Origin of the sequence: Bacillus fonticola, assembly GCF_012955605.1 — a bacterium.
GTDB classification, from domain to species: Bacteria; Bacillota; Bacilli; order Bacillales; family JC228; genus Bacillus_CG; species Bacillus_CG fonticola.
This window is the reverse complement of record NZ_CP052135.1, coordinates 741,122-767,275: the sequence shown is the minus strand read 5'-3', so window position 1 is coordinate 767,275 and position 26,154 is coordinate 741,122. Positions and strand designations below refer to the sequence as shown.

Here is a 26,154-nt window from a genome sequence, read left to right as displayed (position 1 = left end):
TAGGAATATCATTTATCCGAAAACCGTAATCGAGTACTCTCCATTTGAAAAATCAGCACTTTCCCCGGTGAACTTGTCCAACCATTTTACTAATTGCCACATAGACTAATCATATAAGAACGAAAGGAGGTTTTATTAAATGGCTGTTTGGTTTCCAGAAAGAGACGAGAATGAGCTTGACAACCAGAACCGTGCACAGGAGAGAGCAAAAGCAAAGGCTAAAGCTAAGGCACAGGCAAAAGCGAATGCTAAAAACGATACAGATGTAGATTCAGAAAACGACTTGACAAACAGAAACTACGCCGATGCAACGATTTACAGAAGTGGAAACTCTTTTGTTGACATCGAAATCGACGTGGAGTCTGATTCAACTGCAAGAACCCGTACACGTGTCGAAGAAGATGCTAATCAAGATGAAGAAGATTTTGATTTCGATTTTGATGAAGAGTAGCTCCATCATTTTGGGGACGGGACAAGCTTTCTCGTCCCTCCTACACATTTAAAGAAACGAGGTTACATGATGAATTTTGAAACGAAAAGAAACGCACGTAGTCCTAAAGATGACCCTTCAAGTTCAACAAGAGCCAATTCGCAAGTCGACAACAGCGGAAACTCCGATGTCGACGTTAATGTTCATGTCGATGTAGACACACTTCCCATTGCCATTGCCATTTTAAGCCTTTCTTATGGTAAAGGCGAAATATCGAAACAGGAGTACGACAGAGCCGTTCAACAACTTGAAGAAACCGTTCAAAAACAACAATCTAAAAAAAGGGATGGCACGTCGAAAGTGAAATTTTACGATCCACCGTCTCAAAACTCATTTTGGGGACGATAGACGATGATGCTATCGTCTCCATTTTTGTTTACTATGCTTGCGCTATTGGACTAAGTTTTATTCTGTTTGCTTAAAAACGGTGGAAATCTTGTATAATATTCGGACTTATTTTACACAAATGCGCGCTCGTCCTTTATAATGGTTTTATTAGGGTGACGAAGTAAATTCATTTCACCCCAGAGAGGAGATTCTACTTTTATGCAAAAAACAGAAACGAAACGACTTACACGCTCTGAAGTCCCTGTTGAACAAACATGGAAAATCGAGGACCTATTTGAATCAGTTGAACAATGGGAGGCTGCACTCGGTGAGGTTGAAAAATTAATCCCTACTGTTACTCAATACAAAGGGAAACTTGGGGAAGGCTCTCAGGTTTTATTAGACTGCCTTGAGGCACAAGCTACAATTAGCGAAAAAGGGATTTTAGTGGCAACGTATGCAAGTCTCAAATCTTCAGAAGATGGAACAAACCCTGAGAACCAGGCGAATTCCGGGAAACTTGCTTCTGCTTGGGCAAGATTGGGAGCCGCGCTTTCTTTCATTGAATCAGAGGTTCTTGCGTTACCAGAAGGAACGATCGAAAAATACTTAGAAGAAAACGAAGGACTCGAGCCATTCCGAAAAAATTTAACGGACCTAGCTGACAGAAAGCCACATACGCTTTCACCGGATACTGAAGAGGTACTCGCATCGTTAAGTGAAATTCACCAATCTCCTTATATGATCTACCAACGGAGCAAATCGTCTGACATGCAATTTGATTCATTTACAACGCCTGACGGGGACGAGCTACCGAACTCTTTTGCCTTATTTGAAGATCAATATGAGCTTTCATCTGATACGGAGACGAGAAGAAACGCTTACGATTCTTTTGTAAAGACGTTAAAGCAATATCAAAACACGTACTCCGCTACATATACGACCGAAGTAAAAAAGCAAGTGGCCATGGCAAAGGTTCGTCAGTACGATTCTGTCACCCAAATGTTGCTGCAATCGCAAAAGGTCACAGAAGAAATGTACAATAATCAATTGGATGTGATTCAGACTGAACTCGCTCCACATATGCGGCGGTTTGCTCAATTGAAAAAGCGCGTTCTCGGATTGGATACGTTGCGTTTTTGCGATTTAAAAGCGCCTTTAGATCCTGACTTTAATCCAAAGACGACATATGAGGAAGCTTGTGGAACTATTCTGGAAGCTTTAAAAGTAATGGGTCCAGAATATAGCGCCATCATGGAAAAAGCATTAAAAGAGCGCTGGGTCGATCTAGCTGATAACGTTGGAAAATCGACGGGGGCATTCTGCTCTAGTCCGTACGGTGCTCATCCATATATTTTAGTGACTTGGACGGATACGATGCGCGGTGGCTTTATTCTCGCACATGAACTCGGACACGCCGGACACTTCTATTTAGCGAACGAAAACCAAAGAAGCTTCAATACACGTCCGTCTACTTATTTTGTAGAAGCACCATCCACTATGAATGAAATGCTTCTTGCCGATCATATTTTGTCCAATACGACGGATACCCGGATGAGAAGATGGGTGATCTTGCAGTTGCTCGGAACGTACTATCATAACTTTGTGACCCACTTACTTGAAGGTGAATATCAAAGAAGAGTGTATGCGCTTGCCGAAGCAGGTGCCCCGTTAACTGCAAAAACATTGTCAGAACAAAAAGGTGAAGCTCTCTCTAACTTCTGGGGCGACACGGTTGAAATTGATGAAGGCGCAAAACTCACTTGGATGCGTCAGCCTCACTATTACATGGGACTGTACCCATACACGTATTCAGCGGGTCTTACAGCGTCGACTGCTGTTTCCCAACTATTCAAAGAAGAAGGCCAGCCCGCGATTGATCGCTGGTTAGAAGTACTAAAAGCTGGTGGAACGAAAACACCGCTAGAACTTTTGAAATATGCGGGTGTTGATATGTCGACAGCTGATCCAATCAAAAAAGCCGTAGCATACGTCGGTACTTTAGTTGATGAACTTGAAGCGAGTTATCAATAAGCAATTTGTGTAATCGATCCATTTTATATAAGGAGCAGCACCTCATTTCATGGGGTGCTGCTTTTTTTGTAGATAATTGCCTAAATATTTTTTGTTTTCAATCATGGTAACGCTTACAAATTAAAAAGAGTATGATATACTATATGTCACAAAGAGTTCACACATTGTACAATGCCTTGTCACAATTGCTTATTGATAAATCACAATAAAGGAGAGACTGTTCATGGATGTGTTTGTTATGTACTTGTTTATCGCCACGGCTACCCCACTATTTATATGGACAGAACATCGAAAACTTGTTTACTTGCAGGCACCTTTTTTAATTGCACTGTGGACTTTCATCGCCATTTACCTTGTCATACCTGAATCAACGTTAGTCCTTGCAGCCTTATGGATACTTTTCTTAGGAAATGTCGTGTTTGCACACATTGCTGCATGGGTTCTTTACTTGTACCCTGCTTTCAAGAGAGAACAACTACGTAGAAAGTTGGGCGACATCATTTGAGTTGTTAAGGAGTCAAACTAGGTTTGACTCCTTATATAAATCGAGTAGGGGTCGTTTGGATGCACTTTAGATCAAAATATCTATCTTGTTAGCACATACTGGCCAAGTTTACACGTTACGAGAACACACGTTCTTTAAATTTAGACAGTTTCTCCAATGAAGAAGAGTCCACTTCTTTATGCAAACTGTTACCGTGTGCATCCATCGTCACGACAGCTGTAAAGCCTTCTACATTCAAGTGCCACATCGCTTCAGGAATACCGAACTCCGTAAAGTTCACACCGTCCACACCTTTAATACACTCAGCGTAGTATTGAGCAGCGCCACCGATCGCATTCAAATAAACACCACCATGTTCCTGCAAAGCTTGCAAAGTCTTCGGTCCCATACCCCCTTTGCCCATAACTGCCCTGATACCGAACTTCTTCATAATATCTCCTTGGTACGGTTCTTCACGGATACTCGTTGTTGGACCTGCTGCTTTCACTTCCCAGTTACCGTTTTCGTCTTTTAGCATAACGGGTCCGCAATGGTAAATAATTTGTCCGTTTAAATCGACAGGACAGTCATGCTCGCTTAAATGTTTATGAATGGCGTCACGCCCAGTGTACAGACGTCCTGAAATGCGAACAACATCTCCTACTTTTAGTGAACGAATTTGTTCTTCTGTCACTGGCGCAGTAAGTTCGATGACTTCTTGCTCAGTCGAAGTAGCGGCAACCTCTTCTTTTGCTTTATCGGCAAAATCAATTTTTTCTCCTTCTTGATAATGCCAGTTTGTAATCGCACCCGTCTCTGCGTTCAAAGACACGCCTAAGCGACGGAACGCCCAGCAATTGTAAGCTACAGAAACGAAGAAGCTCGCAGGAATACGGTGGGCAACCCCTACTTTACAACCGAGAAGCGTCGTTTCTCCACCGAAGCCCATAGTACCGATCCCGAGCTCGTTCGCATTTTCTTCCACGTACTCCTCTAACTGACGAAGCGTTTCATTCGGGTTTGTGTCTTCAACGCTACGGAATAGTTGCGCTTTCGCCAATTCGTAGCCACTCGTGCGGTCACCACCAATTCCAACTCCAATGAAGCCTGCGCTACACCCTTGTCCTTGCGCTTGATAAACAGAGTGCATGATGCATTTGCGAATACCGTCGATATCACGCCCAGCTCGTCCGAGTCCGTCTAGCTCACAAGGTAAGCTATACTGGATATTTTTATTTTCACATCCGCCGCCTTTTAAAATGAGACGCACGTCGATATCGTCACGTTCCCATTGCTCAAATTTAATCACTGGAACGCCAGCACCTAAATTGTCGCCAGAGTTTTCCCCAGTTAGTGAGTCAACCGCATTTGGACGTAATTTCCCTTCTTTCGTAGCAATTTGAATCGCTTCCTCAATTGCTCGTGTAATTTCCAATTGGTTTGCCCCAATCGGTGTTTTGATCTTGAAAGTCGGCAGTCCCGTATCTTGACAAATGGGCGAAACGTTCTCATCCGCCATTTGAATGTTCTCTGTAATTGTAGCCAAGCTCATAGCTGCACGTGTGCCTGCATTCTCTCTCTCTTTAGCTCGCTGTACGGCGCGACGCACGTCCTTCGGTAAGTTTGTGGACGTCTCTACAATGAGTTGTACCATACTGTCTCTAAGTGTGTCGTAATGCATGTGTGTTCTTCCCCTCTCTCTATGTCCAAATCTCCTTCCATTATACGCCGACTCACTGGACGTGAAAAGGAAAACGAAAACGGTTTCTGCGTGTGGCAAGGAATACAAAGAAACTGCATTCTCATTAGATTCGAGAATGCAGCACATCAATTACTTATTAAATTGGGTCATTTTTCTTTCAAGGTCTTCAATCATCGCAATAAGTCGGTCTATATCCTCTAGGCTCGCTTCCTCAGGATCAAGCCCTTCCAGAACATCTAAAAATAGCTCCAGTCGTTGTTTTAAGTAGCTCAACTGATCGTCTTTGTTTGTAATAGCATTTCCCATACTGTCTCTCCTTCTCCACTCACTTGCGTGTAGCTCGCTCTTTTCGAGTTCCTTCCCCATCCTAGCGTACGTTTGAGCTCGTTTCAACCGTGATCGTGGAGCGTGAGGGCGTTTACCTTGGTCGTTCAGATGTGACAAAGCCAAAGGTCACGTGATCTTGGACAGGGATGTATGCACTAACTCCTTGACGGGTAACGTTCTTGACCACGATCGAGCGGCGGTGACCTTTTAATACGACGTACACTTCTCCGTAGGTGACGGTCCCCTTTTCATTCACAACTGGCGCGTATGCATAGAGATACCCAAGTCGTTTAGGCGGAATCGAATAGGTTTGTCGTCCTTTTGTTCCCGCTCCTATGATTGTGTCAAAAGATAGTGGTAATTGTGTATCCTCGGTCGCCGACAATAACATCATTTGTCGTACATCTTGGCCATATTTCACTTTTGACGTAAAACTACCTGTTATACGTTTCTGGACCTCTTGTGTGTATATCGTCTGTTTGGCCGTTTTTCCACCACGGTTATCCACTTGATTCGTATTAATTTGTTGGAATTCCCAGTTAGGAGATGTTTCTTTGGACTCGTAAGACAAAGCCCAATCCCCCAAATAAATCGTCGCTCGCAATCCGATGGCAAATGGTGTTTTGTTTACATTTGATTCATTGAGCATGCGAATAAAGCGTGGATTCGTAATCTGTTCATTAGAAGAGTTGATCAGTTCCTTTGTCAACTCGCTCGGTTGTAAATATGGCAAGTCTTGCGTCGGGTTTGGGTACGTATTCTCTTTAGCCAAATTCACAACAGAGTTTGGCACGGCAATCGGTTCCTTCTCCACTTGCTCTTGCTTATCTGGTTGTTCCTCTTTTTCCTTGCCTTTTTCCGCCAAAGCAACTGGTGTTACTGGGACGAGTATAGAAAAGAGGACAAACAGCGAGACAACCGCTCGAATCATCGTTTTCATGTATAAGGACTCCTTTCGTTCTTATGAAACATTCCTAGAGTTTGACCGTAGTATTCTCGGAATCGTCAATCGTTATGCGAATGTTACTTTGCAAACTATTTGTCGTAAAAAATGCGGGATTGTAAGAAACAGAATATTTACAAAGTTCAATCGTTACGTTATAATAAGTTTAACTTTTCAAGAAGGAGGGTGGCGCACCAAGAAGCAACATCAAGGAGGGGTGTTTATCGGAGAAAACGTCTTTTCCATTCTCTACAGAGTCTTGGATTTGTGAACGTGTCCTGGGTAAGGTGCATCCATAGAAGACGTTTTTAAGGTTGGTGAAGCCATCGATTCATTCATCAATAACTGTCTGTTACTAGTGAGTATGTTGATGAAAATAAGCGTGACGCAATTCCGATTTGGGAATCGCGTCACGCTTTTTACTATGGGATGGCTGGCCCCGAGGCAAAGACAGTCCTTGAGACACACGATAGAATTGCTGATACTTTTACTGCGTAAAAAGTAGCGCCTCACCTTACATTACACTGGATGTTTGATGGTAAACGTTTCTATAATGTCAATACTCCCTATTACCGATTGAGTCATCGAGCAATTTTTTCTGGCTAATTCAACAGCCTTCTGTACTTTTACTTCCGGGAGATCACCTGTTAATGTGTAGTGTAGATGAATTTTTTCAATACGGTTCACTGCATCTTCACTTCGCGTTACGTCGGCATCTACCGTCAAATCCTTCACAACTAAACGCTGCTTTTCTAACACCTTTTTCAATACGCCTCCGCTACAAACGGCAATAGAAGAAACCATCAGTTGGTAAGGCCGAAAACCCAACTCCTCATTACCTGAGACACGTAAATTCCCGAAAGAAAGATCCGTCTGGAAGCCACCTTGATCTGTTAGTGTAAATTTCACGATACCCACCCCTTGTCTATGCTTCTGTTTTCGTTTGTTCTCATTGTAATCTCTTCGGAAACCCTTGCCAACTTATGTGTTCGGCTTTACTCTTAGAAGGTGTTTAGAAAGTAGGGATTTTACATGCAAATCACTTCACATACAGCTCGCCTGTGGATTCTGGTCGTCATCGTAGCTATTTCTGGTTTTTCCCAAGGGATGCTGCTCCCGTTACTAGCAGTCATCTTTGAACAACAAGGGGTTTCATCGTCTGTGAACGGGTTGCACGCGACAGCTTTGTATATAGGAATTTTACTAGCGTCTCCTTTTATGGAAAAACCACTAAGAGCCTTTGGTTATAAACCGCTGATCGTTACAGGAGGAGCGGTTGTCATTAGTTCACTCGCTTTGTTTCCTGTGTGGGAGTCGTTTTGGTTCTGGTTCGCTCTTCGATTGTTAATCGGAATCGGTGACAACATGCTACATTTCGGTACACAAACGTGGATTACCAGCTTCTCACCGGTAGAAAAAAGGGGACGGAACATCTCTTTATACGGATTGTTTTTTGGACTCGGATTTGCACTAGGACCGTTTATGGTGCCCCTTGTAGAGTGGAATGCGAACGCACCATTTTGGATATCAGCTGCTCTTAGTCTGTTTGCGTGGCTGGGCATTTGGTTTTTAGCAAACGAGCGTCCTCAAGTTGAGCAAGAGGAAGTAGCCACTCTCGGAATTCGTGGAACGTTTCACAGATTTGGTAGTGTAACAAGAATTGCATGGATTGCCTTTTTGCCACCGTTTGGTTATGGATTTCTTGAAGCGTCTATAAATGGAAATTTCCCTGTATATGCCTTACGACAAGGGTTTTCGGTCGAATACGTGTCTTACGTTTTACTTCCCGCTTTTGTGATCGGTGGGATCATCACACAAATCCCGCTCGGTGTCCTTAGTGATCGATTGGGTAGGCTGCCTATTTTACGCATTGCGCTGTCTGGAGGTACATTATTTTTCATTTTGTCCTCGTTTGTTGAAGAAATTCCGTGGTTGTTCGGCGCGTGTTTCTTTGTAGCTGGTATGTTTATCGGTTCGTCATTTTCTCTTGGCATCAGTTATATGACAGACCTTGTCCCGCCTTCATTGCTGCCAGCTGGGAATATTTTATGTGGCGCCTTTTTCAGCTTTGGTAGTATGACGGGGCCCTTTATCGGTGGAATTTTGATCGAGTTGTTCCCAGAGCTCCCATTTACTTTGCTTCTTGGCGGAATGCTTGGACTTATATTTCTTTGCCTACAATTCGGGCAAACTCAAGTTCGCACCTCATCAGCGAGTGCCGGATCGCAAGCGAAAGGATAGGGAAAAGCGCGTTATTCCTCGGATAAGAGCGTTATTCACGAGATAAGAGCGTTATTCCTGAGATAAGAGCGTTATTCCTGGGATAAGAGCGTTATTCCTGGGATAAGAGCGTTATTCCTCGGATAAGAGCGTTATTCCTCGGATAAGAGCGTTATTCCTGAGATAAGAGCGTTATTCCTGAGATAAGAGCGTTATTCCTGGGATAAGAGCGTTATTCCTGAGATAAGAGCGTTATTCCTGAGATAAGAGCGTTATTCCTGGGATAAGAGCGTTATCCAAGAGATAAGAGCGTTATTACGACATATGTCGGTAACCCGCCGTTAATTTCCGACTCCACACCGCAAAAACCAGGCTATCGATATTCGATAGCCTGGTTTTTTTGTTCAGCTCCAGCGGCTAGGGCACCACCATGCGGCATTTCGTCACCTCCGTAGAAATCAAAGAACGATTTCTACGAAGGCACCGAGATGAGCGGGTGTCCCTGGTCGAGCTGCTTCCGCTTTTCGTTTAGTGGTACCCATTTTGACCGTTTGCGGAGCTTGACGTCTTGTGTTTTGGATGGCTCTTTTTGTTTTGCTTTGTGTTGCTACCGTCTTTTTTTGTATGCTTGGTCACGTGGTGTCGCCTCCTCTCTCTCAGGTATCCTTACATTTCCCTGTGGTGAGGATCGCATGTACCGAGGTGACCGGTATCTTTTACTATTTACGGTGCTTTAGTTCGCGTCTAAGCGCGTTCCATTCTCCACCAATCAAGAGAATAATGCCGGATAAGTAAAACCAGATCATTAAGACGATGATCCCGCCTATACTGCCGTACGTTGTTGAATAATTTCCGAAGTTTCCGACATAGTACGAAAACAAAAAGGAAACGAGCACAAATCCAACCGTTGCGAGAAACGCCCCACCTAACGTATCTCGAATGTGCAAACGGAAATTGGGTGCAAGAAAATACAATCCCACGAACACAAGGAAAATAATCAGTGCGCTAACAACCCATCGCACGGCATTCCAAATGATTAAAAATTCATCTGATATGCCAAACTGCATCGCAGCAAACAGCCCGATTTGCTTGCCAAACACAGGCAATAACAAGGCGATCACAACAACAAAAATCATCGCAATCGTCAGGATGACACTCGTCCCACGCACCTTCCAAAAGGGGCGGTTTTCTTCTACACCATAGGCTCGATTTAGATTTTTCACAATGGCGCTAATCCCATTTGAACCTGACCAGAGAGTCGCCAGCACGCCAAAGGAAAGTAGCCCCCCATTATTTTTACTTAAAATGTCCCTTAAATTTTCTTCAATAAGAGCAAGCGAATCCCCAGGTGCAAAGTCACGGATTACGTTCAATAAATCATTCGCTGAAATTGGTAAAAATGTAAGGAGAGTGACTAAAAAGATGAGCAACGGAAACAGGGACAACAAGAAAAAATACGATAGCTGCGCCGCAAGTCCAAATACGTCGTCCCGCTGGATCCGCTCGAGCATTCTAAAGAAAATAGAACGAGCGCCTACTTTTTGAGAGGGCATGTGCATTTCGCTCCTTACTTAAAGTTCAAACGTATCCGTCTCGTTAACGATCTTTGGCTCGGACACGGTTTTTCCACGTCTCTTTTGTTGGAAGGTCGTTTTCGTATCCTCTACAATTCCCATAACCTGTGGCGTAATCTCCCGGATATCTTGTACCTTTTCAGAGAGAAACTGCACGTCTGAAGAGACTCCATCTGCAAAAGACTTCACTTCAGTCATCTTTCTCTTCCAGGCGCTTCCCCATTCACTCGGTTGTTGAATCGTTTGCCATACTTCCTTTGATGACGCACGCACCTCTGCACGAGTGTTTCGATCAACTAGTGAGACAGCTCCACCCACTGCTGCCCCAATCGCTACAGAAATCCAAAATTTCTTTGCCAATGAGATCCTCTCCTTTCGTTCACATACTATTTTCATTATCTTCCACAAAGTACGGCAAATGAAACCCTTATTTTTAAAAATGGATCTTTTCGTTTTATTAAACAGTTGACCCATGATACGACGTAACGAAAATTCACAGTGGGCTAAATACCGCTTCCGGAAATACACTTCGCTTTCCGCGGGCTCCGCGCTGAGCCTCCTCGTTCGCACAGAACGCTCTCTGCGGGGTCTCAGCGTCTCCGCTTTTCCGCAGGAGTCTACGTGTATTTCCTCCGCTGGTTTTGAGAGTACATCCCACAAAGTAGATACTGAGTGTATTTCAAAAGTGAACAAACATTTCCTTGTTTGTAATGAACTCAACACTTAATAAGGGAATTTTGTAAATCACTATCTGTTCGTTATTGGAGCGGAAGGCGGCGACTCCTGCGGGATTAGCGGGACAGGTGAGACCCCGCAAGAGCGCAGCGATGAGGAGGCTCACCGCCCGCCCCGCGGAAAGCGTCCGCCTGGAGCGGAAATCAACATAGCAGTATGTCGCATCATATAGCTACTGTGTAGTGAGATTTCGATTCTAATGTCAAATGTGTGCATAGTCAAGGACAAGTTTTACGAAGTTATGCCAATAAATGTTACAAAATTGTTACAGAGATATTAAATTTGTGTTAAATCGTGTTTGTGGCGCTTGTCAAGGGATTTTGCGGTTGAATTACGAAGTAGAAGTCGCTTAGATAACGTTAGTATTTCGTAAGTTTCAACGAAACTTCGATACAATACTTCGCTTGATAGTAACCATTCTTTCGGAACTAAAAATCAAGTTCCTCAAGAACGGTGCAAGCAAAGCTTGCTTAACTTTGGAACATAAGTGACAAAGTTAATTAGATAACGACAAAGATATTCGCAATATAGATTCGATAATATTGTCGCAAATTACGAAGTAAACGTTAATACGAAATAGACGTCAAAGACGATTAAACGAAAATACATAAAATTAATCCTTGCCGTTTACGTATGCGGCATTGACATACAATCGGTTATTCCTCCGAGAAAATGCGATTGGTTGCGAGCTTTTTACCGTGACCGTCGCATTTTTTTATACATTGTATCTTGTTTTTTACGAATTTAGTCCAATTGTAACTTACAAGGGACGTTTTAGAACAATTGATAATTAGAAGCGGGTTCTTTAACGGGGGAATCCGCTTTTTTACAACTGAATATTGGTTGCCGACCCAAGTTCGATTTGACCTATCGAAGCAGCGTGCAGTAGTGCGATTGCCCGTCTTATTGGCGGGACATTACTTTTTGGTCAAGAACTTGTTTTTTACTAATTTAAAAGGAGGTTGAAAGTATGGAAGGATTTGTTGTCAAAGCATTGCGGACGAATCTAGGACTGAATCAAGGCGATTTTGCCCGTGAAGTTGGCGTATCTCAACAAATGATTTCGCTAATTGAATCTGACAAATTGCCAATTTCCGAACGACTTAAACAACGAATCATTTACCGATTCAACGTTAAGCCAGAAGAAATCGAAGCAATTCGCAATTTGAAAATCATGCGTAGGTTTGAAAGTGAATGAAAAAATCAAATTGAAAATTCAAACGCAACATTGTGTTGCGGTAAAAAGGGGGGAGTTGATTTATGTCAAAGCAACAATTGGAAGCGGTCAAGTCTAAAATTCAAGAATTGGAAAACAAGCAAGACGAATTGACGAATCAAGTAATTGAATTAACGCAAGCAATCGAAGATTCAACCGAACAATTACTTTTAGGGATTGTTTCTGAATCCGACGTTGAACAAGCAAAGGTATTGTTGAACGATAAGAAATCTGAACTTGCCGAAACAACCGAACTTCTTCAACGTGCCTATGCAGTACGCAAAAAATTAGCGGTTGAAAAGTTTGTTCCGTTCGCAAAAGAACACCGTGAAAAAAGGTTGAAGGAAATCCAATCCCGATATGACAATAAGGTTGAATCCGTGATTGCTGCAAGAAATGAATTATTGAAGCAATTAGCGGAACTTGGTCAAATTAAGAACGAAATCGGGAATGTAAATCAAGAATACAACAAAACAATGTTTGACTTAGGGATTCCTACCGATAAGTATGGTCGAACTATTAATGAACGAAAAGTCTATTCACCAAAGGATTATACTCCCGAAGAATTTTGTCTTGGATTAAAGACTGAAACACAAGAAAAAACGTATTCCAGCGGTCGTGTTCCCGCTTGGGTGAAGTAATTATGAATGTTCTTGCAATGATTCATTTCTTGATTGCAGTTTGGTCATTGGTCATAATTGAAAAACATTTTGGTGGTGTATCGGAATGACGGCACTCGAAATGTTAGTGAAACAGACGGAATATGAAGTTAAAACGCTTGATATGATTCTTCGCATGAAACGCGAACGCAAGTCGCTTGAAGATATTGCGAAAGAAGTTGGCGTATCTACAACCGAAGTCCGTATCGCACGACCTAAGGGATTGGAACGGGCAAAGGAACGTCTTGAAAGATATAAAAGGGGGTTGAATTAATATGGCATATTCACAACGTAAAGCATTAGAAGAAATTGCGAAAGGTTATGCGGAAAGTCCGAAGTCAAAGAAGATAGTCGAGGAAGCTAAGAAAAATGAAAAGCATAACGTCGAGCAAATTGAGTATTGGCGTAAATTGCTTAATGAAGGACACAATCTTCCACCAATTTGTTTAATTGCAATTGGAATGTACGACGAGCAGATCCGCCAGCAGAAGGAACGTGAAAAAAGTGGAGAATTAACAACAATCGAATTAAAGAAGTAAGGACGTCCTTCGGGGCGTCTTTTTGATTGGTCAAAATGAACACACCAAAACGAACTTGGGATAGGAGGTCATCAATATGTTTGTTGAAGCTGATGGAAATATTAGATTTGAACCAATAAATGAAAACGAGGTCAAATTGTTGAATTATATTAAGAGAAAGAACGGTTTGCACGGTTGTCGCCGATTCAATGACTTCAAGTTCAACGACGACCGAAGTGTCACAATATTCTTGAAGGACGGGCGGGAAACACTAATTTCGAAGCATAGATTGTCGGAAGTATTGCAGAAAGGAAAAGTCGCCGCTTTCTTAGGGAACAATGGAATTTACGCAAATATCGCCGTTGGGAAAGGAATTCGAAGAAAGGAACAATTGCATAGATTCATCATGCGTCAGGAACTTGCCAAATACAACGGATTTTTCGAAGAAACGGGAATGTCAATTCAAGTCAATCATAAAAACGAACAAACTCTTGATAATCGGGACGAAAACCTTGAAGTGGTTACCGACCGTGAGAATTGTTTGAAATATAAATTGAACCATGCAAAAGGATTTACGAAGACGTCAAGCGGTAAATACCAGGTTGGAGTTTGTGGAAAGCATATTGGGACGTTTGAAACAGAATCAGAAGCCCGTGCAGCATACGTCAAAGCGGTCAAGGCGGAATTAAAGCGATTGGAACAAATACGAATGAATTGGTTGAAATCGAAAGGTTATTTTTAAATTGAACTTGGTACGACAAGAACGTCGTTCCTAATACATATGAAGTTGGTGTAGATTGATTTTGTAAAATAGCCGCAAACCTGTCGTTATATGTCCGATTATAGAAATCTCGCTTCATTTCTTTAGTGTGTTAAAGTGTTGGTGCACAAGGGATTGAACGGCTTTTCGCCATGTCACACGAATACCAAAAGTGACATTTCGTTCAATACAAAGTGAACCGAACGAAAGGGATTGATTCCTTCGTAAACATTGCTTTATGCGTTCCGAAATGTCCGAAATTTACACGGGAAGAAATCGGCAAAATACTTTCAGTCGTAATGGATTCAGCCGTTTTTGTAATGATACAAGTGGACATATTCGCATTATACGACGAATGACAAAAATACATTTTTGATATACGACGAATCGAAATCGACAAACCCTTTGTTTATAGGGATTTGTTGAAGACGTCAAAATGCGATTGGTCGTGTAATCTGTATTATATGACGAATAGCAATAGGTTTGTCCATAAGATAGTAATTGTAATGACGTGTTGTCTTCCGTATGTTTATACAACGATTGCTATATCTTTGCAAGACCATACATAAGCCTAATGGTCAACGACATTTAATCCAAAGACAATAACTATTCGGAATGGATTCAATCGCTTTACACACAAGCACAGAAAGAAATGGACGGAATATATTCGACCCCACCCACGGGGGGACGGGGGGTCTTTTTGGCGGAGGAAGACGCTTTCAGAATATACACAACAATTTTGAAATATCGGGTCACTACACTTCACGGAACGTCCTTCAAACGAGCGACCAATCGTAGATAGGATATGTTATAATATTACAAAAATATGAAAGGGGAGTCCATTATGCCAAAGAACGAATATCTAAATGGAAGAAAAACGGTTGGAAAGGAAGAAATCCAACCCGCAATAATTGAGTTCATGCGGCAGAAAGGCAAAGGTGTGGAAGTATCACACGAAGAAATTTCTGATTACATATATGAGAAATTCGGCATCCGCTTTGGTGAGATTAATCACGTTATGTGGGGATTAAGAAAGGACGACAAAAGGGTCGTCAAGGGGAAACGAGGTTATTCGAAGTTAGTTGAATAACCGTAGGATAGAGTCTAAGTAGAGTTTTTTCACCAGATTAGACATTCTTCTTCAACTAACATGGCAGTTTAGCTCAAATTGCTGTTTTATGTATAATAAAAGACGGTGAAAAAAACACCGCCTATAATAAGCTATTTATTTTGTGTTATTTCTTTGTAATAAAGGTAATCGACTTTATGTTTGGTAGCCATTAACTGCGAAGCTAAAACAGCAGTATAAAGAGTGGTTAGTACAATTGCTCCAACACCAAGACCTGAAAGGTTTAGTTTATTAGAAGTGCTCATTCCATTATTACTTGTGGTTGCTCCTTCCATTTCATAACCCCCTAATTTGTTATAGGGATATTATCTGTAACCGCATTTAAATTTATACCAACAAATAAAGGACGGACGTATAGAAAGGAAACAGGCAGGTGTCTAATAAGGTCTTAAGTTTGTGAATAAATACACTTAAACTAACGGGTGCTTGAGTTCAATAAGAATGAATGAAACCATCTGAATTATCTGAACTTATAAGCGATTGTTAAAAATTGAGAGGTGTCTTTTCAATGCTATACGAAGTAAAAATTTGGGGTAAGGAATTTAAATGTGATGTATGTTCCGATAATCAATGGCATAAAAGCACTCTAAAAATAGAATTTCAAAGCGAAGAAAACGGAAATGAGTATAACGAGGAAATCAGATATATGTTTGAATGTAAAAAATGCGGTAATTGTAGGATATTCGGAATGGTATCTAACGAAAATGACATTGATGATGTGAATATCTCTATTAGACCTATTTCAGATATGTAGGATTATCTTCAACTAACAGGGGCTATACTTGATTTTTTGAACCGTCGAAAGGCGGTTTTTTGTTCGAAAGAAAAGACGCTCCTCTAATTGGAACGTCCTACAATGAAATGAAGTCAATTTTTCCGTTTGAATATACCCGAATTTCCCGATATAACATTCGAAGTAGTTCTTGCCTTTCTTCAATCGACATAGATTCGGGATTTTCGTTTTCAAAATATCGTTCAACCGCCTTTGCCCGAATTTCGTCATTGACTTCGTTGTTTTTCCGTTCTTCAAGCAATGCAGCGGTTTCTTCCTTCAACTTCAACAAGTGATCTTCTTTTTCTTTTAACTCTTTCAATTGGTTGCGAATATCTTCTTCGTCCACAATATCGGCATTGTTTGTCATGAAGTCAAGAAGACGTTTCCGACCCAATTTAATACGAATGAGTTCGGCTTCAATGCGTTGTAATTCCGATTCTTCGAATGGAATTGAATCTTGGGTTTCGGTTGTTGCGGCGACTTCGGAATATGCCGATTCCCCTTCGGTTGTTATGACATTGACAAAATGATTCCATACATAAGCGTCAAGGTCTTCACATTTGACCCGATTGCCACAACCCTTATGCTTTGCCCCTGCGGTGTTCTTGGCGTCGGAATATTCAAAGACGTAAGTTCCCCAATTCTTCGCCCGTCGCCCCGTCATGGTATTGCCACAATCGCCACAGCGAACCAATCCCGAAAGAAGATATTTGTTCTTTGAAGTACCAGCCCAACGACGTCTTGATTCCTTCAACAACTTTTGGGCAAACTTGAATGTTTCCTTTTCGATAATCACAGGAACTTCGACGGGAATCCATTCTTCTTTAGGTCGTAAGGTCATTGAAACCTTTTCGTCGTCTGAATCCTTGTATTTGTTGACGAGCATTCCTTCTGTATTCCATTTGTTGTGATAGAATACACCCGTGTAGGTTTCATTCATAAGAATCTGGCGGACTACTTGCCTATGCCAAACGCCTTTTCGTTTTTTGGTCGGAATACCTTTGTCGGTCAAATAGTGGGCGATTCCGTTTATACCCTGTACCCGCCCCCGTGGGTCGGTAAATAGTTCGAAAATCAATCGAACAATCTTTGCTTCGGGTTCATAGATTTCGAGTTCTTGCGATTCCTTGTTGAACTTGTATCCATAAACCTTGACGTCTTTGACTACTTTGTTCTTGCGAGCCTTTGCACGTCTTCCATTAGTCATACGTTCTTTGATTTTCGCCTTTTCAAATTCCGAGAATGCCCCCCGCATTTGGTAGAACAAAATTCCTTCGGGTGTATTCTTGTATTCGGAATTGACAAAGATTAATTTTGCCCGTTTTTCGATTTCTTCCGTAACAATCAATTGATTCGCAAGTTTCCGTGATAGACGGTCGGGATCATAGACAATAACTTTGTCAATTAGTCCTTCCCGAAGGTCATTCCGCAATTTTGAAAGTGCCGGACGTTCAAGGAATCCCCCCGAATAGCCGTCATCCACGTATTCAATACATTCAGCATTTTTGCCCGCCATTTCACGGCATTGGCGAATTTGGTCTTGAAGTGAATACCCGCTTTTAGCTTGTTCTTCGGTTGATACCCGTGCGTATAGTGCAATCATTGTTCCGTCGTTCCCTTCTAATTTTTTCTTTAATTGCGTTATAGCAATTAGCAATTAGTCGGTCGGTTGCGTCGCTTCTTATGAATTCGGAGTGAAATTTACTTGCGGAGATATAACCTTTTTTACTCATTGGTGTCGTCCCTCCCGTTTTCAATTTCGTGGTTGCTTCACAATTAAATGTGTTGTGTGAAAACGGTTATTGTGACGTTAAGAGGAAATATTTTTGAAATGATTGTTTCGAAGTGATACGCAACACTATTGACTTTACAATTTCATTAATAAAGCAACAAACTTTTAGAAAATAGCCTTAAAAATTGAACAGGTAGTGCTTCTTTTAAATCTAATCTACATCCAGTTGACACTTTTCTCTTCCTTTGAAAAGATAGAAGTGGAAGGGAATGATGAGTATGGACCTGTTAAAGGCATCGAAAGATAATATGAGATTTATGGTGGAGGAAATGGAACGAAAGCTAAATATGTTAAATCTTGGTGCCTTGAAGGCGGCTGATTTACATGAAGAGCTGTATTATGAATTGAAGGATTTATACGATGTAATAAAGCGTCAAAATCATTTTTCGCCGAGTGAGTATCAGGCGATCGCGGAGGAGTTAGGTCGACTTCGCCGAAAAGTGGAAAAGGAATAGGGTGAAAGGGCGAACTGAAACTCGTTCGTCCTTTCCTATTTTTATTTGTTTTGTAAGTGAGTGAATTTCATAATTCTGAGACCATGCGGCACAAGGGTTTTCAGGCACAAAAAATGGAGTACCTCCCCAAGTCTTGTATAATGGTAAGCATCAACTCAAACCCAAAAGACTCCCTTTGTCCATTATATGACAAGAGAGCTTGTTTAGCATCCAAGAATTATACGAGATGGAACCTACCCAACGTTATCAAGAGATGATTTCAGCGATAGATGAGGGCTTTATTACAGATGATACGATCGCTATTGATGCCACCCATTTTGAAGCCCGTGATCAGGCACCGCCAAAAGAAGAAAAGCCCAAAACTGAACCTAAAAAACGCGGACGCAAACTGAAAGCAGAACGTGAGCAGTGGCTAGTTGAACAAGCTGAAAAAGAAGCCACTCTTCCCCTCTTTGAAAAGAAGATCAAAGCTCAACTAGATGCATCTATAGGCTGTGTTCATGCTCAATCTTAATTTCTAAACCGTTGATTGGAGCGGAAGGCGGCGACTCCTGCGGGAAAAGCGTGACCAGGTGAGACCCCACAGGAGCGGAGCGACGAGGAGGCTCACGGTCCGCCCGCGGAAAGCGTCCGCCTGTAGCGGAAATCAACATCCCAGTTCAACGGTTAAAAATCAAAAATTTAAAGCAACTAATATTCTGCTGCTATTTGTTTCTTTAAGATAGTGATTCATGAAATTGATTCAAGTGCAAAGTTGTGCGAATAATCGTATCGACAGCTACCGGAATGACGCCTTCATCCCAATCAAAGGCAGGGTGGTGGTGTCCTTTTGCGAGCGGTGTACCAAACAGTAAGTAGGTCGCTTTCCCTCCATGTGCCTGCACTCGTTCGATCATATACGTCACGTCTTCACTAGCCCCAATTTCCATTGAATCGATTACATTTTGTCGAAACGGAGACGATTGGACAGCTTGTGACACCCATTCGATAAAACAGCTGTCGCATGAGCCTTCTCTTCCTTCGCCTACGATCGACAGTTCTACATCGACACCGTGTGCATCCGCCATCCCTTTAATCGTTTGAATGGCTCGTTCTCTCATATACGTATTGGTTTTTTGTGACACACCTCTCGTTTCCATTTGTAAAAAGGCAGCGTCCGCAATGATGTTTCTGCCACTACCTGCCTGCAACGTCCCCACATTGAGCCGGGTCGCACCTTCTTGGTGAGGTGGCAACCCGTGAAGAGCTGACACTGCGTGGGCTGCTGCCAACAACGCATTCCGACCTTCATTCGGTGCCAAGCCTGCGTGGGCAGATACTCCACTGTACGTAACATCTATTTTGGTTGTGGCTAAAAAGTTCGTCGTACACGCTACGATGTCACCTACTTGCAAGTCATGAATGCCAATATGACCGGACATGAAGTAATCTACGTTGTCACACCAACCTTTTGCCACGACGGCCTTTGCTCCGCGCGCGCCTTCCTCTGCAGGTTGAAAAATAAGCCGATACTCTCCAGCCAATCCCTCCTGATGTTCAGCTAAAAAAAGGGCCACTGCTAACCCAATTGTCGCGTGTCCATCGTGTCCACACGCATGCATTGCTCCTGATAGTTCTGAGCGAAACCGTTCTTTGTTCGGTGTATGCAAAACGTCGTCCGTTTCCTGAATCGGCAAGGCATCAATATCGAATCGATACGCATATGTACTTCCGGGGCGATTTGTTTTAAGTCTTGCTACAACGCCTGTCATCCCTCCAGCCATTTTCTCTAACACGTTTTGTGGAACCCCTGCTTCATGCGCACGTTCTTCAGCAGCCAGCAAAGCAGCAGTGGAAGGCACCCCTAATCGCTCTGTACGATCCATCACGTCTTCACCTAAAAACACTTCAAATCCTAACGATTCTAGATACACGGCAATTCGATACGACGTTTCATACTCACAAAACCCCACCTCAGGCGAGCGGTGGAACTGTCTCCGCCACGATGTCCATTTCCCTTGATACTTCTCAAAAAAAGCGTTTATTTCTACGGTCACGATTCATCCCCCTCCTTGCTTCTCAATTCTGTTAACGTGCGCAACGCTAACTTCCCAAGCAAATGAGCCCCAATCGGCAAGGCGCGCTCATCCAGTTCAAACTTCGAATCATGCAGCGGTCTTTGCGTGTCACGCCCTGGAATCGCCGTCCCGAGCCAGTAAAATGCGCCTGGATACTTTTCTAAAAACCGGGAAAAATCTTCCCCTCCTAAACTTGGAGCAACTGCTGGCGTACCGTCTTCTCCCAGAACCTTTGTAGCCTCGTCCTGCACAACGTGAGCCCACTTGGCATCATTGACTGTCGGTCCGTACCCATCGATGTACTCAATTTTGCAACGCCCTCCATGTGATGCTACCGTATTTTCCACGATAGAAAAGAATCGCTTTTTCATAAGGTTTTTTACGTCTTCGTCAAAGGTGCGAATCGTTCCTTCGAAGTACGCTTTCCCTGCGACGACGTTGTATCGATCCCCAGCAGTTACCTTGCCTACGGTCAGTACTCCTGAAGCAAGTGGATCGACATTTCGACTCACAATCGTTTGCAATTGCGAGACGACTGCTGTTAGGATGATGACTGCATCCGTCGTTTGATGCGGCATGCTCGCGTGCCCTTGCTCTCCTTCAATCCACACGTGGAACCGATCAGACGCTCCCATCATCGGACCCGGCCGTACCCCAATTGTCCCCACTGGTAACTGGGGCCACACATGTTGACCGAGAATACAATCCGGCTTATAATCACGAAACAATCCATCCTCCATCATTGGACGTGCACCACCGTTTGGTGAAAATTCCTCTGCTGGTTGAAAAATAAGCAATACGGTGCCCGCTAACTCCTCACGCATATCAAAAAGCCACTTTCCGCAGCCTAGAAGCATCGCTGTATGTCCATCATGACCACACGCATGCATGACTCCATGTACTTTTGAACGAAATGGGACATCCACCTCTTCTGTGATGGGCAAAGCATCAATATCTGCTCGGAGCGCAACCGTAGGACCTGGATGTGCCCCTTTGACAATCCCGAGAACACCCGTCTTTGCAAAACCAGTTTCAAACGGGATTCCCCACTCAGTAAGTTGCGCTTGAATTCTTCTGGAAGTCTTTACTTCTTCACCACTAAGTTCTGGTTCTTCGTGAAATGCCCTTCGTAAGGCAATGACTTTTTCTCCGAGTTCTTCTGGAAACATATTGTCTTCCTCCCTTTCCTCGTAGTTGATGGGCGTACCTATCGCTATTTTCGGGTACTTTCCGGAAATATTCCCAAACTACCTTCTATTTTACAATAAGTAACCTGAATTGTCCCTCTTCTTTGTTTATTCAATTTGTCCATAAAAAGACGAGATCCGATAAGAATCTCGTTACCATACTGAAAATTACGTTTATAACTGACTGTTTTTGAGGCGTTCTTCTCTGATGAGTTCCCCCATTTGTTCACTATACCTCTCCCTAACTTGTCGAATCTCCTTCCTAATCGCGGTTGGGAATTGTTTGGTCCCCATTTCTGTATGCACACGATACCGAGTCAGCGGTTGTCGAACATAGTGAACGCGTATACTAGGTAAAAATCGCAACCATAGCTCATAGTCTTGGGTGAACCGAAAAGATTCGTCGAACACACCCATTCGATAAAATAAATCCATTTCACACAGGACAGTACAGCCGTTAATAGGGCACCCTTTTGACATTCTACGATACAAATCAAGCACGGTTCTTTCAACGAGTTCGACGTTTGCATCAATTGTTTGGCCAGTGGCGTCCATCGTATCAAAGGCCGTGAAGGAAAAGTTGGCGCCAATCCTCTTCATCTCCGTCAATTGCGTGTCAACTTTACCGGGCAAAAAAACGTCATCAGAGCTTAACCAACAAAAATATGAACCGCTCGCCGCACGAATTCCTGCGTTTAGTGCACTGGCTGTTCCCCCGTTCTCTTTTTCTATATAGTGGATGTACGGAAGATAAGGCGTTACGCGCTCCACCTCTTTTATGGAGCCATCATTTACGACAATGACCTCAACCGGGCTATACGTCTGTGCCAGTGCGCTTTCAATTGCTTGGTGAACGTAAGAACAATTGTAAAAAGGGATGATAACAGAAACTAGCTCACCCATTTCCTTCTCCCCTACTGGTTCGTTCATACTGCAAGATATCGTGAATCGAGCTTGCAAACGTGTAGGTCGGTTTCCAGTCTAAGTCAAGCACATCACGAATAGACCTGTCCGTGTATGAAAGTGAAGACTGTGTTTGAATATCCTCTTCCTCCACTTCAAATTGTACGGTGGACGCATGCTGTAAATACTCTATCACGTGCTGGAGTGAACGTAGCACCCCAGATCCTATATCGTATACACGGTCAATCTCTCCATTTTTAAGGAGTATTTCGTAGGCACTCACCGCATCTCGTACGTCTAAAAAATCGCGTTGTTGCTGCAACCCTTTTACAGAAAGAACAGGCTCCTCTAGCCATTGCTCCATGTCTACTATTTGCTGGGCAAACTTACTACACACTCCCGTTGACGGACCGGGGCCGATTAAATTGCTCGGTCTTGCGAGAATGATGGGCATTTGGAAGAGGGACCCCCAACAACGAGCTAAGGCCGTTTGAAACGTCTTAGATACGCCATAAGGATGGACCGGTTCTCCTTTCATCAAATCTACTTCAAGTGCTGAGCCTACGATCACCGTACGAATACTGTCGCTTCTTTTCCGTATTGCCTCTAATAAGTTCATCGTTCCGAGTAAATTCGTCTTCATTGTCTCTGCTGGATTCGTCCACGATACATCAACGGAATTTTGAGCTGCAAGGTGTAGAACGTGTGTCGGTTGGGCCTTCTCTACAGCGAGCTCTACAGATGATGGATCGATTAAGTCCATCTCAATATTTTGCTGCGAAAAAGGAATGATTTTGTGCTGATCTCTACTACAAGCAGCCACCTGCCATCCTTTTTCTGCAAAATAGCGACAAGCGTGCTGTCCTGTAAACCCTGTTGCCCCTGTAATCAACACTTTCCGACTAGTCGTCATGACCGTTCATCCAATCACGGAGCTCTTCCAACATGATGTCGTACGTAGGGGCTTCGTAAGGGAAATCTGTTCGCTCAACTTTTAACGTGCGATCAATAATTGGACGCTCCTCCGGAATAATCGTCACATCATGCTGAAATACTCGCTTCATATGACATAGCAAATCATACTTTGAGATCGAAGAAGGGGCAGTAAATTGTAGCAACCCCTTTGTCTCTTCACGAATAGCTACTTCGATTGCCTTTGCGAGTTGGAGTGTCGTCACGCCGTTCCACATGGCGTTCTTGTACCCCCGAATCTCTCCATTTTGGGAAAGGAACCATTTCAACAACCCGATACCGTTTTCTTTTTGGTCAGGACCAATAATCGAAGTGCGGATTGTAAGGTGAGGCGAATTCGTGATTTCTCCTAACGATTTTGTCTTTCCGTACACTGTAACGGCATCGTGTGGGTCGTCTGTTGTATACGCCCCCTTCTCCCCCGAAAATACACAATCTGTACTAATATGAATAAGGCGTCCACCAGTCTCCATTAACACCTCTGACAGTTTGTGTGGAAAGTACGCATTGACTAAAATGCTCTTCGCTACATGCTGTTTTGCATGATGATTTAAAAGTCCGATTGCATTGATGACTACATCTGGGTTCGTTGCCTGTATCAGTGGCTTTATAGCTGCAAAATTCGTGGCTTCAAAAGGAATTCCGCCTTTTCCATTGTCGTCACCTCGAACGGTGTAGGAAACATCGTATCCTTTCGTTCGCAAATACGAAACGACCATATGACCGAGCATGCCGCCCCCTCCGAATACGAGTATCTTCATGAGAGGAATCCTCCTTTTTTGAGAAGCTCGCTAAGTTCTTCTTTTGTCATCAGCCCCTCACTAGAAATATAGTTTTTCAGTTGCACAGGCTTGTATTCTTTATAAGCGTCACGAAGCCCCGGAATGTCAATATAGGGCAAGATCACGTAATAGTTTTCATCATAGCTAACGGTGTTTTGACTTTCATACTCTGAAAATAATAATTCGTGCATTTTTTCTCCCGGACGAATCCCTAACTCGCGAATCTTCACATCTTGTAAACCAACATCATCCATGAGCACATAAGCTAAATCTAAAATGCGACACGTCGGCATTTTCATCACAAATGTCTCTCCACCGTAGCTTTCATAAGTCGCCTTAAACAATAGTTTGATCGCATCTTCCAATGTCAAAAAGAAACGGGTCATGTCCTTGTGAGTAATGCCAATTTCACCTTTCGTCTGCATCTGGTGTTTAAACACGTGAATGACACTGCCGTTAGTACCCAATACATTTCCACCACGTACACAGACAAATCGTGTCTTCGTCGGAAGCGTATTGGCATGCTGAATGAGGCGCTCACCCATCGCTTTTGTTAACCCGTAAAAGTTCGACGGATTCGCTGCCTTGTCTGTTGAAATATAGACAACCTTTTTCACTGAATGGGCAATCGCTGCCTCGACAACATTTTGTGTTCCCAAAACGTTTGTTTTCAAGGCTTCCATCGGGTTATCTTCACAAACAGGGACATGCTTTAATGCAGCAAGATGAAATACGTAATCTACCAGTTCCGTCGCCTGGTATAAACTATCCTTATCTTTTATATCACCAATAATGAACCGAAGCTTCGGATGAAAAAATTGACGCTGCATGTCCACTTGGCTCGACTCATTCCTCGAAAAAATTCGCACCTCTTTTGGATTCTTCTCTAATAACTGTTTCACAAGCTCATGTCCCCAAGACCCCGTCGCCCCTGTAATTAAAATGGTCTGGTTATCAAACACGTTCCTTACCTCCTAAAATAAATTTTACGACCTTATCCGATACGTGCGGATCTTCATAGCCTTCAGGGATCGTCCAAGTTCTTGGTTGCTGCACCATCACTTGAACTGCTTGAACAATAGCGTCCGTCTCCGTACCACACACGACGTTACTCCCGCATTCCACCGTTTCCGGGCGTTCCGACGACTCTCGTACCGTAACGGCTGGAACTCGAAATAAGCAGCTTTCCTCCTGTACCGTTCCGCTATCTGTCAGTACACAGAAGGCATGCTTTTGCAGGTGAACAAAGTCAAACAACCCGAACGGCTCATGAAATTGAATGTGGGAACTCCACGCGTCGTTCCATTCATCGCCTTGCAATTTTGATCTCGTTCTCGGATGCAAACTACATATGACAGGCATGCCATACTTTTTCCCAAGCTGTTTAAAGCCCTCTAGTATGCTTCGGAGTCTCTTTTGATCGTCTACATTCTCAGCACGATGCAAAGTAGCGACAAAATACGCTTGTCTGCTCAAATTGAGCCTCGTCAGCACGTCGCTCTTATCAATCGATTTCTCGTGATGGTGTAGTACCTCATAAATAGGGTTGCCACAGAGAAAAATTCTTCGTTTCGGAAAGCCTTCTGCTAACAGGTTTTCTCGACTCTTTTTCGTATACGGCAAATTCCACGTAGACACGACGTCAATTATTTTGCGATTCTTTTCTTCGGGAACGCGTAAGTCATAGCACCGATTTCCCGCCTCCATGTGATAGACAGGCACGCCTAATCGTTCCACTAGAATGGTGCTAAGTGCACTATTCGTATCTCCTAACACGAGCACTCGATCGGGGCGCTCTTTTTGAAGTACGGCTTCCAGTTGTGCAAACATCGTGCCAAGCTGCGCCCCAATACTGTGGTGTGGCAATTGTAAGTGCACGTCAGGCTTTCGAATGCCGAGTTGCTCAAAGAAAATATCTGTTAAACTAGCTGTATGATTTTGTCCTGTATGCACGAGAATGTGCTTTGATGCGAATTGATCAAGCTTCTGGATAATCAGACTGAGCCGAATCATCTCAGGTCTTGTCCCTAAAATGGTCATGACCTTCATGTAATTACCTCCCATTTTTTCCACTTACCCCTATACTCTATGTGGCCAAGCCTTTTTTGACACG

Annotated in this window: 28 protein-coding genes and 1 pseudogene; 14 read left to right on the top strand and 15 right to left on the bottom strand. The window is 43.1% G+C overall.

The features are described from left to right. Positions 1-139 precede the first annotated feature (139 nt). The 4 genes from HHK01_RS03720 to HHK01_RS03705 all read left to right on the top strand — a co-directional run bounded on the left by HHK01_RS03720 (position 140) and on the right by HHK01_RS03705 (position 3,356). Positions 140-451, top strand: a complete 312-nt coding sequence (locus HHK01_RS03720; protein WP_170006479.1) for a hypothetical protein — start codon at positions 140-142, stop codon at positions 449-451. A 66-nt stretch (positions 452-517) separates the two neighbouring features. Then, positions 518-838: an SHOCT domain-containing protein gene (locus HHK01_RS03715; protein WP_170006478.1), complete on the top strand. Its 321-nt coding sequence runs from the start codon at positions 518-520 to the stop codon at positions 836-838. Between the two features lie 198 nt (positions 839-1,036). Beyond that, positions 1,037-2,851: an oligoendopeptidase F gene (pepF, locus tag HHK01_RS03710; protein WP_170006477.1), complete on the top strand. Its 1,815-nt coding sequence runs from the start codon at positions 1,037-1,039 to the stop codon at positions 2,849-2,851. Between the two features lie 223 nt (positions 2,852-3,074). Continuing rightward, positions 3,075-3,356 carry a spore morphogenesis/germination protein YwcE gene (locus HHK01_RS03705; RefSeq protein WP_170006476.1) on the top strand — a complete coding sequence of 94 codons (282 nt, stop codon included), beginning with the start codon at positions 3,075-3,077 and terminating at the stop codon, positions 3,354-3,356. Positions 3,357-3,471: 115 nt separating this feature from the next. On the opposite strand, the gene HHK01_RS03700 is transcribed toward HHK01_RS03705, so the two are convergent. The 4 genes from HHK01_RS03700 to HHK01_RS03685 all read right to left on the bottom strand — a co-directional run bounded on the left by HHK01_RS03700 (position 3,472) and on the right by HHK01_RS03685 (position 7,216). Next, complete coding sequence (locus HHK01_RS03700) at positions 3,472-5,016, bottom strand: fumarate hydratase (protein ID WP_170006475.1); 1,545 nt, start codon at positions 5,014-5,016, stop codon at positions 3,472-3,474. A gap of 150 nt (positions 5,017-5,166) precedes the next feature. Further along, on the bottom strand, positions 5,167-5,343 hold the full coding sequence (locus HHK01_RS03695; RefSeq protein ID WP_170006474.1) for an SE1561 family protein: 177 nt from the start codon (positions 5,341-5,343) through the stop codon (positions 5,167-5,169). A 112-nt stretch (positions 5,344-5,455) separates the two neighbouring features. Then, positions 5,456-6,304, bottom strand: a complete 849-nt coding sequence (locus HHK01_RS03690) for a YfkD famly protein (RefSeq protein ID WP_228027646.1) — start codon at positions 6,302-6,304, stop codon at positions 5,456-5,458. 522 nt (positions 6,305-6,826) lie between these two features. Continuing rightward, entirely contained in the window at positions 6,827-7,216 is a 390-nt protein-coding gene (locus HHK01_RS03685) for an OsmC family protein (protein WP_170006473.1), read from the bottom strand. 123 nt (positions 7,217-7,339) lie between these two features. Here HHK01_RS03685 and HHK01_RS03680 point away from each other — a divergent pair, with 123 nt between their 5' ends. Beyond that, positions 7,340-8,548: an MFS transporter gene (locus HHK01_RS03680; protein WP_170006472.1), complete on the top strand. Its 1,209-nt coding sequence runs from the start codon at positions 7,340-7,342 to the stop codon at positions 8,546-8,548. A 698-nt stretch (positions 8,549-9,246) separates the two neighbouring features. Here the strand turns inward: HHK01_RS03680 and HHK01_RS03675 are convergent. Continuing rightward, positions 9,247-10,086, bottom strand: coding sequence for a YihY/virulence factor BrkB family protein (locus HHK01_RS03675; RefSeq protein ID WP_407646925.1), 840 nt, complete (start codon positions 10,084-10,086; stop codon positions 9,247-9,249). 12 nt (positions 10,087-10,098) lie between these two features. Next, the gene (locus tag HHK01_RS03670) at positions 10,099-10,461 is read right to left on the bottom strand and encodes a YtxH domain-containing protein (protein WP_170006471.1); all 363 of its coding nucleotides are present in this window, start codon (positions 10,459-10,461) and stop codon (positions 10,099-10,101) included. Between the two features lie 1,345 nt (positions 10,462-11,806). Between HHK01_RS03670 and HHK01_RS03665 the strand changes: the two genes are divergently transcribed. The 6 genes from HHK01_RS03665 to HHK01_RS03640 all read left to right on the top strand — a co-directional run bounded on the left by HHK01_RS03665 (position 11,807) and on the right by HHK01_RS03640 (position 15,079). Continuing rightward, positions 11,807-12,034: a helix-turn-helix transcriptional regulator gene (locus HHK01_RS03665; protein WP_169098055.1), complete on the top strand. Its 228-nt coding sequence runs from the start codon at positions 11,807-11,809 to the stop codon at positions 12,032-12,034. A gap of 62 nt (positions 12,035-12,096) precedes the next feature. Beyond that, positions 12,097-12,693, top strand: a complete 597-nt coding sequence (locus HHK01_RS03660) for a hypothetical protein (RefSeq protein WP_169098053.1) — start codon at positions 12,097-12,099, stop codon at positions 12,691-12,693. Positions 12,694-12,778: 85 nt separating this feature from the next. Continuing rightward, complete coding sequence (locus HHK01_RS03655) at positions 12,779-12,985, top strand: hypothetical protein (protein WP_169098051.1); 207 nt, start codon at positions 12,779-12,781, stop codon at positions 12,983-12,985. 1 nt (position 12,986) lies between these two features. Next, the gene (locus tag HHK01_RS03650; RefSeq protein ID WP_169098049.1) at positions 12,987-13,250 is read left to right on the top strand and encodes a hypothetical protein; all 264 of its coding nucleotides are present in this window, start codon (positions 12,987-12,989) and stop codon (positions 13,248-13,250) included. A gap of 76 nt (positions 13,251-13,326) precedes the next feature. Beyond that, positions 13,327-13,971, top strand: a complete 645-nt coding sequence (locus HHK01_RS03645; protein WP_170006470.1) for a hypothetical protein — start codon at positions 13,327-13,329, stop codon at positions 13,969-13,971. Between the two features lie 862 nt (positions 13,972-14,833). Next, complete coding sequence (locus HHK01_RS03640; RefSeq protein WP_079509838.1) at positions 14,834-15,079, top strand: Rok-like winged helix domain-containing protein; 246 nt, start codon at positions 14,834-14,836, stop codon at positions 15,077-15,079. Positions 15,080-15,210: 131 nt separating this feature from the next. Here HHK01_RS03640 and HHK01_RS03635 read toward each other — a convergent pair whose 3' ends face one another. Next, entirely contained in the window at positions 15,211-15,393 is a 183-nt protein-coding gene (locus tag HHK01_RS03635) for a hypothetical protein (RefSeq protein ID WP_048009494.1), read from the bottom strand. A 233-nt stretch (positions 15,394-15,626) separates the two neighbouring features. Here HHK01_RS03635 and HHK01_RS03630 point away from each other — a divergent pair, with 233 nt between their 5' ends. Beyond that, positions 15,627-15,872 carry a hypothetical protein gene (locus HHK01_RS03630; RefSeq protein ID WP_159362263.1) on the top strand — a complete coding sequence of 82 codons (246 nt, stop codon included), beginning with the start codon at positions 15,627-15,629 and terminating at the stop codon, positions 15,870-15,872. Positions 15,873-15,969: 97 nt separating this feature from the next. Here the strand turns inward: HHK01_RS03630 and HHK01_RS03625 are convergent, their stop codons facing one another. Next, a complete protein-coding gene (locus HHK01_RS03625; protein WP_170006469.1) occupies positions 15,970-17,496 on the bottom strand; it encodes a recombinase family protein in 1,527 nt (508 codons plus the stop codon). 398 nt (positions 17,497-17,894) lie between these two features. On the opposite strand from HHK01_RS03625, the gene HHK01_RS03620 reads away from it, so the two are divergent. Both HHK01_RS03620 and HHK01_RS03615 read left to right on the top strand, forming a co-directional pair. Then, on the top strand, positions 17,895-18,140 hold the full coding sequence (locus HHK01_RS03620; RefSeq protein WP_322619379.1) for a DUF1128 family protein: 246 nt from the start codon (positions 17,895-17,897) through the stop codon (positions 18,138-18,140). Positions 18,141-18,402: 262 nt separating this feature from the next. Beyond that, positions 18,403-18,648: pseudogene (locus HHK01_RS03615) on the top strand (IS5/IS1182 family transposase); the annotation flags it as partial. Positions 18,649-18,856: 208 nt separating this feature from the next. On the opposite strand, the gene HHK01_RS03610 reads toward HHK01_RS03615, so the two are convergent. The 7 genes from HHK01_RS03610 to wecB form a co-directional block, all read right to left on the bottom strand. Beyond that, positions 18,857-20,176 carry an amidohydrolase gene (locus tag HHK01_RS03610; RefSeq protein ID WP_170006468.1) on the bottom strand — a complete coding sequence of 440 codons (1,320 nt, stop codon included), beginning with the start codon at positions 20,174-20,176 and terminating at the stop codon, positions 18,857-18,859. Then, on the bottom strand, positions 20,173-21,366 hold the full coding sequence (locus HHK01_RS03605; protein ID WP_170006467.1) for a M20 metallopeptidase family protein: 1,194 nt from the start codon (positions 21,364-21,366) through the stop codon (positions 20,173-20,175). The genes HHK01_RS03610 and HHK01_RS03605 overlap by 4 nt, the downstream gene beginning before the upstream one ends. Positions 21,367-21,558: 192 nt before the next feature. Beyond that, positions 21,559-22,314 carry a glycosyltransferase gene (locus HHK01_RS03600; RefSeq protein WP_228027645.1) on the bottom strand — a complete coding sequence of 252 codons (756 nt, stop codon included), beginning with the start codon at positions 22,312-22,314 and terminating at the stop codon, positions 21,559-21,561. After that, positions 22,280-23,200, bottom strand: coding sequence for an SDR family NAD(P)-dependent oxidoreductase (locus tag HHK01_RS03595; RefSeq protein WP_170006465.1), 921 nt, complete (start codon positions 23,198-23,200; stop codon positions 22,280-22,282). The genes HHK01_RS03600 and HHK01_RS03595 overlap by 35 nt, the downstream gene beginning before the upstream one ends. Then, positions 23,190-24,020: a dTDP-4-dehydrorhamnose reductase family protein gene (locus HHK01_RS03590; RefSeq protein WP_170006464.1), complete on the bottom strand. Its 831-nt coding sequence runs from the start codon at positions 24,018-24,020 to the stop codon at positions 23,190-23,192. Before HHK01_RS03590 ends, HHK01_RS03595 begins: the two co-directional genes overlap by 11 nt. Continuing rightward, positions 24,017-25,003: a polysaccharide biosynthesis protein gene (locus HHK01_RS03585; protein WP_170006463.1), complete on the bottom strand. Its 987-nt coding sequence runs from the start codon at positions 25,001-25,003 to the stop codon at positions 24,017-24,019. Before HHK01_RS03585 ends, HHK01_RS03590 begins: the two co-directional genes overlap by 4 nt. Beyond that, complete coding sequence (gene wecB / locus HHK01_RS03580) at positions 24,996-26,090, bottom strand: non-hydrolyzing UDP-N-acetylglucosamine 2-epimerase (protein WP_170006462.1); 1,095 nt, start codon at positions 26,088-26,090, stop codon at positions 24,996-24,998. Before wecB ends, HHK01_RS03585 begins: the two co-directional genes overlap by 8 nt. Positions 26,091-26,154: the final 64 nt, after the last annotated feature.